At 64.6% G+C, this 12,358-nt stretch carries 8 protein-coding genes and 1 tRNA gene; 6 read left to right on the top strand and 3 right to left on the bottom strand.

All coding sequences use genetic code 11. From position 1 onward, the window contains the following. Positions 1-5 precede the first annotated feature (5 nt). Positions 6-1,439 carry an aldehyde dehydrogenase gene (gene aldA, locus AC0ZZU_RS06880; RefSeq protein WP_476339766.1) on the top strand — a complete coding sequence of 478 codons (1,434 nt, stop codon included), beginning with the start codon at positions 6-8 and terminating at the stop codon, positions 1,437-1,439. A 296-nt stretch (positions 1,440-1,735) separates the two neighbouring features. On the opposite strand, the gene AC0ZZU_RS06875 is transcribed toward aldA, so the two are convergent. Next, positions 1,736-3,712: a sigma-54-dependent Fis family transcriptional regulator gene (locus AC0ZZU_RS06875; RefSeq protein WP_476339765.1), complete on the bottom strand. Its 1,977-nt coding sequence runs from the start codon at positions 3,710-3,712 to the stop codon at positions 1,736-1,738. A 225-nt stretch (positions 3,713-3,937) separates the two neighbouring features. Here AC0ZZU_RS06875 and AC0ZZU_RS06870 point away from each other — a divergent pair. Continuing rightward, positions 3,938-4,012 (top strand) — tRNA-Gln (locus tag AC0ZZU_RS06870). Positions 4,013-4,208: 196 nt separating this feature from the next. On the opposite strand, the gene AC0ZZU_RS06865 is transcribed toward AC0ZZU_RS06870, so the two are convergent. Continuing rightward, positions 4,209-6,212 (bottom strand): peptidase U32 family protein, encoded by a 2,004-nt coding sequence (locus tag AC0ZZU_RS06865; protein ID WP_476339764.1) that lies wholly within the window; start codon positions 6,210-6,212, stop codon positions 4,209-4,211. 196 nt (positions 6,213-6,408) lie between these two features. Here AC0ZZU_RS06865 and AC0ZZU_RS06860 point away from each other — a divergent pair, with 196 nt between their 5' ends. From AC0ZZU_RS06860 to mqo, 4 genes are read left to right on the top strand one after another with little or no spacing between them, the layout of a single operon-like run. Beyond that, positions 6,409-6,924, top strand: coding sequence for a (2Fe-2S)-binding protein (locus tag AC0ZZU_RS06860; RefSeq protein WP_476339800.1), 516 nt, complete (start codon positions 6,409-6,411; stop codon positions 6,922-6,924). After that, on the top strand, positions 6,921-7,907 hold the full coding sequence (locus tag AC0ZZU_RS06855) for an FAD binding domain-containing protein (RefSeq protein ID WP_476339763.1): 987 nt from the start codon (positions 6,921-6,923) through the stop codon (positions 7,905-7,907). The genes AC0ZZU_RS06860 and AC0ZZU_RS06855 overlap by 4 nt, the downstream gene beginning before the upstream one ends. Continuing rightward, positions 7,907-10,111, top strand: a complete 2,205-nt coding sequence (locus AC0ZZU_RS06850; RefSeq protein WP_476339762.1) for a xanthine dehydrogenase family protein molybdopterin-binding subunit — start codon at positions 7,907-7,909, stop codon at positions 10,109-10,111. Before AC0ZZU_RS06855 ends, AC0ZZU_RS06850 begins: the two co-directional genes overlap by 1 nt. 46 nt (positions 10,112-10,157) lie before the next feature. Next, positions 10,158-11,822 carry a malate dehydrogenase (quinone) gene (gene mqo / locus AC0ZZU_RS06845; RefSeq protein WP_476339761.1) on the top strand — a complete coding sequence of 555 codons (1,665 nt, stop codon included), beginning with the start codon at positions 10,158-10,160 and terminating at the stop codon, positions 11,820-11,822. 85 nt (positions 11,823-11,907) lie between these two features. Here the strand turns inward: mqo and AC0ZZU_RS06840 are convergent, their stop codons facing one another. Beyond that, on the bottom strand, positions 11,908-12,288 hold the full coding sequence (locus AC0ZZU_RS06840) for a RidA family protein (RefSeq protein WP_476339760.1): 381 nt from the start codon (positions 12,286-12,288) through the stop codon (positions 11,908-11,910). Positions 12,289-12,358: the final 70 nt, after the last annotated feature.

Raw genomic sequence — 12,358 nt, 5'->3', positions numbered from 1 at the left:
ACAGCATGCAAGACGCCCCCTACCAGAACTATATCGACAACGTCTTTCTCGCCACCGACGCGCATCTGGAGGTGTTCAACCCCGCCAGTGGCGAACTGCTCGGCCATGTGCCCGAATCGACGCCAGACCAGGTCGAGCAAGCCATCGCCGCGGCCCGCCGGGCGCAGAAAGGCTGGGCCGGCAAGCCCGCCATCGAGCGCGCGGGCTACCTGCGCCAGATCGCCGCCAAGGTGCGCAGCAACGCCGCGCGGCTTGCGCACATCATTACGGCCGAGCAGGGCAAGGTCCCGGCGCTGGCCGAGGTCGAGGTCAATTTCACTGCGGATTACCTGGACTACATGGCCGAGTGGGCGCGGCGCCTCGAGGGTGAAGTACTGACCAGCGACCGCGCCAACGAACACATCTTCCTGCTGCGCAAGCCGCTGGGCGTGGTGGCGGGCATCCTGCCGTGGAACTTCCCGTTCTTTCTCATCGCCCGCAAGATGGCGCCAGCCCTGCTTACCGGCAACACCATTGTCATCAAGCCCAGCGAAGAAACCCCGATCAACTGCTTCGAGTTCGCAAGGCTGGTGGCCGAGACCGATCTGCCCAAAGGCGTATTCAACGTGGTCGGCGGCCAGGGCAGCACTGTCGGCCATGGTCTGAGCAGCAGCGCCGGGATCGACCTGGTGAGCTTCACCGGCAGCGTGGCCACGGGCGCGCGCATCATGGCTGCGGCTGCGCCCAACATCACCAAGCTCAACCTGGAACTGGGCGGCAAGGCCCCGGCCATCGTCCTGGCCGATGCCGACCTCGACCTCGCGGTCCGGGCCATCACCGCTTCCCGGGTGATCAACACCGGGCAGGTGTGCAACTGCGCCGAACGGGTGTATGTGGAGCGCAAGGTGGCGGATGCGTTCATCGACAAGGTGGCCCAGGCCATGGCAGCGACCCGCTATGGCGATCCGCTCAAGCAGGCAGACCTGGACATGGGCCCGCTGATCAACCAGGCCGGGCTGGACAAGGTCGCGCAGATGGTGCGCACGGCGCGCGAGCAGGGCGCCCAGGTGGTGACCGGCGGGCAGGTCGCGGACCTGGGGGCGGGTTTTCATTACCAGCCGACGGTGCTGGCGGGATGTTCGGCGGACATGGAAATCATGCGCAAGGAAATCTTCGGCCCGGTGCTGCCGATCCAGGTGGTCGATGACATCGACCAGGCGATCGCGCTGGCCAACGACAGCGAATATGGGCTTACGTCATCGATCTATACCCGCGACCTGAACGCCGCGCTCAAGGCCAGCCGCGAGATCGATTTTGGCGAGACCTACATCAACCGCGAGAACTTCGAGGCGATGCAGGGCTATCACGCCGGGACGCGCAAGTCGGGGATTGGCGGCGCGGATGGCAAGCATGGGTTGTATGAGTACATGCATACGCATGTGGTGTACATCCAGGCCTGATCGGCCGCCTGTGCTGGCCCTATCGCTGCGGTTCGGGGCGTCGACAGGCATGGCGCTGGCCCGGCGCCGCGCTGGACCCGTAGGAGCGGCCTTGTGCCGGGACGCCGGACCGCGCGAAAGGGTCGCGCAGCGGCCCCAAAATCGCCCAGACGCAGGAAGACTCAGCTGGATGCAGCTGGATGCAGCACGACGCATTCTGTGTACCCTGCTGATATCGCATTGCCTGGTCATTTTGCGCTTCGGTGAGGGCTTTGCCCTCACTTCGCGCGGTCCGGCGTCCCGGCACGAGGCCGCTCCTACGGGATATCTGTGGGCGCCGGGGGATTCATGGAGGCCAGCAGGTTCGGCGCCACGATGCCGTGGCGCTTCATCTTCCGGTAGAGGGTAGAGCGCGAGATTCCTGCGGCTTCGGCGGCGGCACTGATGTTCCAGCGCTGTTCGCGCAAGACCCTCAGCAGGTGCCGTGCTTCGACATCCTCCAGTTCCTGCTCCAGTCTTTCCACAGGCACCTGGGTCACAGGCGCCACGGTCTTGGCCATCGCCGTCAATTCCACCGGCAGGCAATCCATCTCCACAAGCCCATCCTCCGCCAACGCTGACGCGTAACGCAGGCAGTTGATCAACTGCCGCACATTACCCGGCCAGCGCTGGGCCAACAGGCAGCGATGGGCCTCTGGGCTCAGCCGCAGCGATCGCCCTCCTGGCTGAGTCGCCAGCACCCGTTCGATCAATTCGGCCCGGTCACTGCGCGCGCGCAACGGTGGCAGCGGCAGGTGCATGCCGCTCAACCGGTAATACAGGTCTTCGCGGAAGCGCTTTTCCCGGATCATCCCCGCCAGGTCCTGATGGGTAGCGGACACCACCTGGATATCCAGCGACACTGGCGCCGACGCCCCGATCGGCACCAGTTCCCGCTCCGCCAGCACCCGCAGCAGCCGGGTCTGCAGGTGGGCCGGCATGTCGCCGATTTCGTCAAGAAACAGAGTGCCGCCGTTGGCCTGCTCCAGCTTGCCTTTCATGCCCTTGCGGTTTGCGCCGGTAAAACTGCCGCTGTGGTACCCGAATAGTTCGCTTTCGATCAGCGACTCGGGAATGGCAGCACAATTGAGTGCCACGAACGGCCCGTGGCGGCGCAGGCTGGCCTGGTGCACGGCGCGGGCGAAGGCTTCCTTGCCGGTGCCGGTCTCGCCGGTCAGCAGGATCGCGATGTCCTTGTCCAGCACCTTGCGCAAACGTCCCACGTCTTGCTGCAGGCCTGGGTCGTTGCCCGTCAGTTGCTCCAGGTCCGGATGCGACGAGGGCAGGCGGGGCGCCTGCAGGGCCGGTGCGTGGCGATAGCCGGCCGGCACGCGCAGGCCCACTTCGAGAAGGCTTTCGTCCGCCAGTGCCCGCAATTGCGTACCGCAGGCGCCGCCGCGGGTATGACCGAGCAGTTGGTCGATGTTTGCCGGCAGCAGCTGTTCGATGGGGCGACCGATCAAGGGCGGCGACTGGCGCTCCTGATGAGCCACGAAGGCCGCGCGGTTGGCGCCGATTACCCGGCCGCTTTCATCCAGAGCCAGCAACTGCTCGTTGGCAAGATCGGTGATGTCGTCGCGGGGCTTGAGCGCCAGGGTGAGGCGGTTGCGGTAGCGCTGGCGGAAATGCGTGTTCTCGATCAATCGCGCGTACATGATCACCAGCTGCAAGGTCAGGAACTGCGCCTGCTTGGGGCCTTCGCTGTTCAGGCAAGTGGCGTTCAGGCAGCCCTGGAGCTGGCCCTGGGCGTCGAAGATCGGCGATACCGAGCAACTGAGCCGGCCGTTGGCCGCCAGGAAATGCTCCTGGCGGTGGATCACCAGCGCCTGGGCGGAGGCCAGTGCGGTGCCGATGCCGTTGGTGCCGGCGATGGACTCGTCCCAGCGCGCGCCGACAATCAGGCCGGAGCGGGTGTAGGGGCTTTGCTGGCTGGGCAGGCGGGCGTCGAGGGTGATGCCGTGCTCATCGCTCAGCAGCACGGCGAAACCTGCGTCCACCACGCGTTTGGCCAATCCGCTGACACCCTGGCTGGCGATCGCCAGGTAAGCCTGGTGCTGGGCCTGGTGATGACGGATCTCGGCTGCGCTGAGCACGTTGTCCACGCACCGGTGGCCCGGGTCGAGACGGTGCTGGGTGACGCTGCGGTACCAGGACTGGGCAATGACGCCCTCGGGGCGGATGCCGCGCTCGGCGAAATGGCTGTCGATGAAGGCGGCCAGCTCGCCGGGGGAGGATTCTGGGGTGTGCGCGGTCATGGGCGCTCCACGGGGGCGATAATTGTCGGTGCCGGTTCGAATGCCGGGGTCGAGTGCTACCTTAGCTGGTTATAGGGGAGGGTGCATGGATCGGCGGTGTTCCAGCCGCGGCGGTTCGGCGTTCCACCAAGCTCGTTGCTACTAAGCGGCTGTTTTTTTGGATATTTTTTCAATTCGGGCTTCCCATTGCCGCAAATTGTTGGTAAATTTCCGCCCGTTCCACACAGGGGCGTCGCCAAGCGGTAAGGCAGCAGGTTTTGATCCTGCCATGCGTTGGTTCGAATCCAGCCGCCCCTGCCATTTTTATCCTCGCAATATCCTTCGACACACGCTTCCACCTCCAGGCAAGCGTTTATTCAGTCGATACAAATCCCTAACGCATCATCCGAAACAGATTTCAGCCACATCGCGCTGACGATTTCCCGTGCCCGTCCGATTTCCGGCGCCTGGCCGATGCAGGCAAGCGCGACGCCCAGGCGCCGCGCTCACCCGTCAATCAGTGTGGCGCGCGAGGAATCGTCTTGAGCAGGTCTTCAGGGCTGATGTGCCCGACCACCTGCTGCTGCACGCCGCTGCCAGGCAATGGCAGGTCGAGGATGTGGCCCTTCATCTTGCCGATGACGTGCATCTCGCACGGCTTGCAGTCGAACTTCAGGGTCAGCACTTCGTCACCCTGGATCAGTTGCATCGGCGCGACCTTGGTGCGCACGCCGGTGACGCCCTTGGCCTGCTTGGGGCACAGGTTGAAGGAGAAACGCAGGCAGTGCTTGGTGATCATCACCGGCACTTCGCCGGTTTCTTCATGGGCCTCATAGGCCGCGTCGATCAGCTTCACGCCGTGACGATGGTAGAACTCCCGGGCCTTCTCGTTATAGACGTTGGCCAGGAAGGACAGGTGCGACTCGGGGTACACCGGAGCCGGCACCGTCTCGGCCTTGCGGCTGCCGCGAGGGTGAGCCGCGATGCGTGCGACGGTGAGCGCTTCGATGACTTCCCGGCGCAAGGCCTTGAGTTGCGAGTTGGGGATGAAGAATGCCTGGGGCGCATCCAGCTCGATGCCGCTGGCGTGATACTGGGTGGTGCCCAGCTGGCCAAGCAAGTCGTGCAGCTGCTCCAGCGCCTGTTCCGGCTTGTTGGCGACACCAAACGGGCCGTCAAGCGTGACGCTGGCACGGATGCCTTCCTCACTGGTGGCGGTGAGTTCCAGTTGCTCTTCACGCAACCGCGCGACCCAGGCCAGGCCCACCCGGCGCTCGGCCGAGGTGCGCTGCAGGGCCTGTTGCCAATCATGGTCCAGGTTGCGGCTCAGCGGATGGCTTGGACGCAGGCGGTGCATGCCCTCGGGCATCTCGTTGGGTTCGACCCGGTAGCGGTAGCGCTTGGCACCGTCTTCCTCGAACTCGCCCTTGAGCTCGGCGATGTTGGCGCGGAAACCTACCACCTCACGCTTGATCTGCACATTCAGGCCATCGCCGTTGGACAGTGGCGCGTGGGTCACCACCATGAGGTCGCGCTTGCCGGTCTTCTCGACCACGCCGACCGGCAGGCCGGTGAAGGTCGGCGTGTCGAAAGCGCCGATGTCGATCTTGCGGTCGGTGACGAAGTAGTCGGTGCTGCCCCGGTGGAAGGTCTTGTCCGGGTCGGGGACGAAGAAGTGCGCGGTACGCCCGCTGGAGGCGCGGGCAAGTTCCGGGCGGCCTTCGAGAATCTCGTCCAGGCGCTGGCGGTAGTAGGCGGTGATGTTCTTCACATAGCCCACGTCCTTGTAGCGGCCTTCGATCTTGAACGAGCGCACACCGGCATCGACCAACGCGCGCAGGTTGGCGCTCTGGTTGTTGTCCTTCATAGACAGCAGGTGCTTCTCGAAGGCCACCACGCGGCCCTGGTCATCCTTGAGGGTGTAGGGCAGGCGGCAGGCCTGGGAGCAGTCGCCGCGGTTGGCGCTGCGGCCATTCTGCGCGTGGGAGATGTTGCACTGCCCGGAAAACGCCACGCACAACGCCCCGTGGATGAAGAACTCGATCGCCGCGTCGGTCTCATCAGCGATCGCGCGAATCTCCTGGAGATTCAGCTCCCGAGCGAGCACCAGTTGCGAGAACCCGGCCTGGTCGAGGAATTTTGCCCGGGCCAGTGTGCGGATATCCGTCTGCGTGCTGGCGTGCAGCTCGATCGGCGGGATGTCGAGTTCCATCACGCCCAGGTCCTGGACGATCAGCGCATCGACACCCGCGTCGTACAGCTGGTGGATCAGCTTGCGCGCCGGCTCCAGCTCATTGTCATGGAGGATCGTGTTGATGGTGGTGAAGACGCGGGCGTGATAGCGCCGGGCGAACTCCACCAACTGGGCGATCTCGCCCACCTCGTTGCAGGCATTGTGCCGCGCGCCGAAGCTCGGGCCGCCGATGTAGACGGCGTCGGCGCCGTGCAGGATGGCCTCGCGGGCGATGCTGACATCGCGTGCAGGGCTGAGCAGTTCCAACTGATGTTTGGGCAAGGACATGTTTTTCTGGTCTGGCTTGTCACGGTAAGGCGCGCATTGTAGCCGCGAATTGCCCGCGCAGCACCCGCGCACTGCCAGGTGGCCCGTGGCCGCTGGCTCAATTGTGCTGAACGCTTGCCGCCAGACCCCGGTCGTACCTTGATAACGCAGCCTGCTGCGCAAAAAAAGCACGAACCGTGAGGTCTTTATGAGCGAGATGACAACGGCCCGGGAGGCACAGGCGATCAGCCTGACCCTTAACGGCCAGCCCCGACAGCTGCAGGTGCAACCGTGGCTCACGCTGCTCGACCTGCTGCGTGACCAGCTCGACCTGGTCGGCAGCAAGAAAGGCTGCGACCACGGCCAGTGCGGGGCCTGCACCGTGCTGCGCAACGGCGTGCGCGTGAACGCCTGCCTGACCCTGGCCATCATGTGCGATGGCGACGAACTGACCACCATCGAAGGCTTGGCCGACGGCGACCAGTTGCACCCCATGCAACGCGCCTTCATTACCCAGGACGCCTTCCAGTGTGGCTATTGCACGCCCGGCCAGATCTGCTCGGCGGTCGGACTGGCCCGCGAAGGACGAGCGCAGACCCGCGAGCAGATCCAGGAGCTGATGAGCGGCAACCTGTGCCGCTGCGGTGCCTACAGCAATATCATCGCCGCCGTCGAAGAGGCCCTGCCGCAGATGCAGGAAGAGCTGATTCACCGGGGAGGTCAGCCATCATGACGCCCTTTGCCTACAGCAAGCCTTCCGATGTCAATGAAGCGGTCAAGCTCGCCGGGCCCGCCACGCGCTTTATCGCAGGCGGTACCAACCTGGTCGACCTGATGAAGGAGAACGTTGCCCGTCCCGAGCGGCTGATCGACATCAACGGGCTGCCCCTGCGCGAGGTGAAGGAAACCGCCAGTGGCGGCCTGATGATCGGCGCATTGGTGAGCAACGCCGACCTTGCCTGGCACCCGCTGATCGAAAAGCGCTACCCACTGCTGTCCGAGGCCATTCTTGCCGGCGCCTCGCCGCAGCTGCGCAACATGGCCAGCACCGGAGGCAACCTGCTGCAGCGCACACGCTGCTACTACTTCTATGACGCTGCCACCCCCTGCAACAAGCGCGAGCCTGGCACCGGCTGCCCGGCGCGCGAGGGCCTGAACCGAATCCACGCGATTCTCGGCGCCAGCGAGGCCTGCGTGGCCGTGCACCCATCCGACATGTGCGTGGCGCTGGCGGCCCTGGAGGCGGTGGTCCACGTTCAGGGCAAGGCGGGCGCACGGCAGATCGCCTTTGCCGACTTCCACCGCTTGCCGGGCGATACCCCGCAGCGTGACAACCAGCTCGCCGATGATGAGCTGGTCACCGCGGTCGAGCTGCCCAGCCCGCGCTTTGACGGGCACAGCCGCTACCTGAAGGTCCGTGACCGCGCCTCGTATGCGTTCGCCCTGGTCTCGGTGGCCGCTGCACTGGAACTTGACGGCGAGACCATCACCGAAGCGCGCCTGGCACTGGGCGGGGTCGCGCACAAGCCCTGGCGAGACCTGGCCATCGAAGCGCAGCTCAAGGGCAAGCCTGCCAGCCGCGAAACCTTCGAGCACGCCGCCGATGCGCTGCTGGGCAGCGCGCAACCCTTGGCCCACAACGCCTTCAAGGTCCAGCTCGCACGCAATGCCATCGTCCGCGCCCTGACCGAAGCCGCCGCCGGAGAGAATGCCTGATGAACCGATCCCAACCCGCCAGCGGCCAGCCCATGGACCGAGTCGACGGCGTCGCCAAGGTCACCGGCCAGGCGCGCTATGCCGCGGAATACCCGCAGGAGGGCCTGCTGTACGGCAGCGTGGTCTCCAGCACCATCGCCAGCGGCCAGGTGTTGAACATCGACTGCGAGGCGGCGCTGCAGGTGCCCGGCGTCCAGCTGGTGCTCACCCACCGCAACCGCCCCCACCTGGCCAGCTATGACGACAGCTACAGCGACCAGGACGCTGCCGAAGGCTCGCCATTTCGACCGCTCTACAATGACCGCGTGCTCTACAGCGGCCAGCCGCTGGCACTGGTAGTCGCCGAAAATCTTGAATTGGCGCGTTATGCAGGCTCCCTGATCAAGATCGAGTACGCCCAGGACAGCCACCAGACCGACCTGCTCGCCCAGCTCGACAACAGCCATGCAGCACCTGCCGAACTGCCCAAGCCGCGCGGCGACTTCCAGGGCCAGTTCGCCGCCGCTCCGGTGCGCATCGAGGCCAGCTACAGCACACCGTCCGAACACCACAATCCCATGGAGCCCCATGCCTCCACGGTGATCTACCAGCCCGACGGAAGCCTTGAGATCCACGACAAGACCCAAGGCACGCAAAACTGCCAGGACTACCTGCACAAAGTCTTCGACCTGCCCAAGGAGAAGATCCGCGTGCTGGCATCATTTGTCGGCGGTGCGTTCGGCTCGGGCCTGCGCCCGCAGTATCAGTTGCCCTTGGCGGTGATGGCCGCGCTCAAGCTCAAGCGTTCGGTGCGCGTGACGCTGACCCGGCAGCAGATGTTCACCTTCGGCTATCGTCCGCGCACCCTGCAGCGCTTGCGCCTGGGCGCCGATGCAGAGGGGCGCCTGCTGGCGGTGTCCCATGAAGCGACCGGGCAGACGTCGCGCTTCGAGGACTTCACCGAACACGTGGTGGAGTGGAGCGGCATGCTCTACCAGTGCGACAACGTTGCGCTGGACTACCGGCTCACGCCGCTGGACGTCTACACCCCGCTGGACATGCGCGCGCCTGGCGCGGCCCTGGGCCTGATCGGCCTTGAGTGCGCGATGGACGAGCTGGCCGTTGCCAGCGGTATCGACCCGGTGCAGTTGCGCCGGATCAATTTCGCCGACAGCAACGGCAACGAAGGCAAACCTTATTCCAGCAAGGAGTTGCAAGCATGCTATGACGAAGGCTCCGCTGCCTTCGGCTGGGAGCAGCGCGATCCGGTGCCGCGCAGCATGCGCCAGGGCCACAGGCTTGTGGGCTGGGGCATGGCGGGTGGCGTCTGGGAAGCGATGCAGATGAAGGCCAGTGCCAAGGCGCGCTTCGATAGCCAGGGCAAGCTGACCGTCAGCAGTGCCACCACGGACATCGGCACCGGCACCTACACCGTAATGACTCAGATTGCCGCCGACGCGGCGGGCGTCGCGGTGCAGGACGTAACGTTCCTGCTTGGCGACTCCTCGCTGCCCACCGCGCCGTTGCAAGGCGGCTCGTTCACCGTGTCGTCGGTAGGTTCGGCGGTACGCCAGGCCTGCCTGGTACTGCGGGCCAAGCTGGTGCAGGCGGCACGGGAGCGCTTCCCGGAGCTTGCCAATGCCGAGCAGGAGACCTTCGTCTTCGAGGGCGGATCGCTGGAGGTCGACGCACGTCGCTATCCGGTGGCCGAGTTTCTGGATGCGTCGGATGATGGAGCGCTCGAGGTGCAGATCGATACCGAGCCCGGTGCCCAGCGCGAAGGCTACGCCACGGCCACCCACTCGGCGGTGTTCGTCGAAGTGCTGGTCGATGAGGAGTTGGGCACGGTGCGCGTCAACCGTGTGGTCAGTGCCGTGGCAGCCGGTCGGGTGATCAACCCCAAGACCGCGCGCAGCCAGATCCTCGGGGGTGTCGTCTGGGGCCTGGGGATGGCACTGCATGAGGAGACCCAGACTGACCACACGCTTGGGCGGATCATGAACCACAGCCTGGCCGAATATCACATCCCGGTGAACGCCGACGTTGGTGATATCCAGGTGCTGTTCGTCAAGGAAGAGGACGAAATCGTAAACGAGCTAGGCTCCAAAGGGGTAGGCGAGATCGGGATTGTCGGGGTGGCCGCTGCGGTCGCCAACGCGGTGTACCACGCAACCGGCAGGCGAGTCAGAGAGTTTCCGGTCACGCTCGACAAGGTCTTGCCCTAGGGTCGAGTCCTTGAAAAACCAACGGTTACACACGGAAGACAAGCATATGAAGATGAAATTGGCGGTGCTTGGCCTTGCCGTCTCGCTGGGTGTAGGCAGCGCCTACGCCGCCGAGACGAAAAAGGTCGATGTGATGCTCGTGGGCGGCGGCATCATGAGCTCGACCCTCGCAGTATGGCTCAACGAGCTGGAACCGAGCTGGTCGATGCAGATGGTGGAGCGCCTCGATGGCGTGGCCGAGGAAAGCTCCAACGGCTGGAACAACGCCGGTACCGGTCACTCGGCGCTGGCGGAGCTCAACTACACGCCCGAGGAAAACGGCAAGATCAACATCACCAAGGCCGTCGAGATCAACGAGTCGTTCCAGATCACCCGGCAGTTCCTCGCCTGGCAGGTCAAGACCGGCGTGCTGAAGAACCCGCGCTCGTTCATCAACTCGACACCGCACATGAGCTTTGTGTGGGGTGACGACAACATTCGCTTCCTGAAAAAGCGCTACGAGGCGCTGCAGGCCAGCCCGCTGTTCCGCCCCATGCAGTATTCGGAGGATCAGGAGCAGATCCGCAAGTGGGTGCCGCTGATGATGGAAGGGCGCGATCCCAACCAGAAGATCGCCGCCACCTGGACGCCCATCGGCACGGACGTGAACTTTGGCGAGATCACCCGGCAGTTCGTCGGACACCTGAAAGCCCAGCCCAACTTCTCGCTGCACTTGTCGAGTGAGGTCCAGGACATCACCCGCAACGAAGATGGCTCCTGGCATGTGGAGTACAAGAACCTCAAGGACGGCACCCAGTCTGCCACCGACGCCAAGTTCCTGTTCATCGGCGCCGGGGGCGCGGCGCTGAAGCTGCTGCAGAAGTCTGGCATTCCCGAAGCCAAGGAATACGCGGGCTTCCCGGTGGGTGGCTCGTTCCTGGTCACCGAGAACCCGACCATTGCCCATCAGCACATGGCCAAGGCCTACGGTATCGCCTCGACGGGTGCGCCGCCCATGTCGGTGCCGCACCTGGATACCCGTGTGCTCGATGGCAAGCGGGTAATCCTGTTTGGGCCGTTCGCCACCTTCTCGTCCAAGTTCCTCAAGCAAGGCTCGTACCTTGACCTGTTCGCCAGCATGACGGCGCATAACCTGTGGCCGATGACCAAGGTCGGGTTCGACCAGTTCGACCTGGTGCAGTACCTCGTCGGGCAAGTGCTGCAGTCGGACGACGACCGCTTCGAGGCGCTGCAGCAGTACTTCCCGCATGCCAAGAAGGAAGACTGGCGCCTGTGGCAGGCCGGGCAGCGAGTGCAGATCATCAAGCGCGACAAGGACAAGGGCGGTGTGCTCAAGCTCGGCACCGAGGTCGTGACCTCCCAGGACGGCACCATCGCCGGCCTGCTGGGTGCTTCGCCAGGGGCCTCAACTGCCGCGCCAATCATGCTGGAAGTGCTGAACAAGGTGTTCAAGGACAAGGTTGCCACGCCGGCCTGGCAGGGCAAGTTGCGCGAGATCGTGCCCAGCTACGGCACCCATCTCAATGATGATCCGAAGAAAGTGATGCAGGAGTGGACCTACACCAGCCAGATCCTGCAGCTGACACCACCGCCAGGGATCGACAAGACCGTGGAGCCAGGCCAGCCGAAGAACATCGATCCGATCAAGCAGGAGCATGTAGACACGGACGCGGACCTGGCACCTGAGCCGCCGCAAGAGCCCAAGGAGTAGCAGGCTCATAGGTTTGTTGTGCCCGTGCGGGCCTCTTCGCTGGCAAGCACGGGCACTGCAGATCCAGGACCAGGCAGCTGTCGAATCAGCCCTTGGCCGCCATCGCCGTCACTTCGACACGCATGCCGTCGACCGCCAGTGCGGCCACGCCGACCGCCGCGCGCACCGGCCAGGGGCTGCTGAAGAAGCGCTGGTACACCTCGTTGAAGGCTGCCCGGTCTGCCATGTCGGTCAGGTAGATGGTCAGGTGCAACACCCGGTCCATCGAACTGCCGGCCTTTTCCAGCGCCACCTTCAGCGCCTGAAGAGTGCATTCCGACTGCTCGGCGATATCGCCCAGCTCCAGGCTGCCATCGGCGCGGGTGGGGATCTGGGTGGAAACCAGCAGGCCACCGAAACCGGTGACGTCCGACGAAATGGACTCCGGATCCGGATCGGGAATGTAGGTGATGTCCTGGTTTGCCATTGTGAGCCTCCTTTAACAGTCGAGTGGGTCGGGCAGTGTACCGGCCTGACCAGTGGTCTGGGCAAGATTC

It is taken from the genome of Pseudomonas sp. JE3303 (genome assembly GCF_056312565.1).
This window is presented reverse-complemented; position numbering and strand designations above follow the sequence as displayed.

Excerpts from the sequence above, each read along its gene's own strand:
- AC0ZZU_RS06860 (WP_476339800.1), top strand. The coding sequence starts at position 6,409 with ATGACAACGGCCCGGGAGGCACAGGCGATCAGCCTGACCCTTAACGGC.
- mqo (WP_476339761.1), top strand. The coding sequence starts at position 10,158 with ATGAAGATGAAATTGGCGGTGCTTGGCCTTGCCGTCTCGCTGGGTGTA.
- AC0ZZU_RS06850 (WP_476339762.1), top strand. The coding sequence starts at position 7,907 with ATGAACCGATCCCAACCCGCCAGCGGCCAGCCCATGGACCGAGTCGAC.
- AC0ZZU_RS06865 (WP_476339764.1), bottom strand. The coding sequence starts at position 6,212 with ATGTCCTTGCCCAAACATCAGTTGGAACTGCTCAGCCCTGCACGCGAT.
- AC0ZZU_RS06875 (WP_476339765.1), bottom strand. The coding sequence starts at position 3,712 with ATGACCGCGCACACCCCAGAATCCTCCCCCGGCGAGCTGGCCGCCTTC.
- AC0ZZU_RS06855 (WP_476339763.1), top strand. The coding sequence starts at position 6,921 with ATGACGCCCTTTGCCTACAGCAAGCCTTCCGATGTCAATGAAGCGGTC.
- aldA (WP_476339766.1), top strand. The coding sequence starts at position 6 with ATGCAAGACGCCCCCTACCAGAACTATATCGACAACGTCTTTCTCGCC.
- AC0ZZU_RS06840 (WP_476339760.1), bottom strand. The coding sequence starts at position 12,288 with ATGGCAAACCAGGACATCACCTACATTCCCGATCCGGATCCGGAGTCC.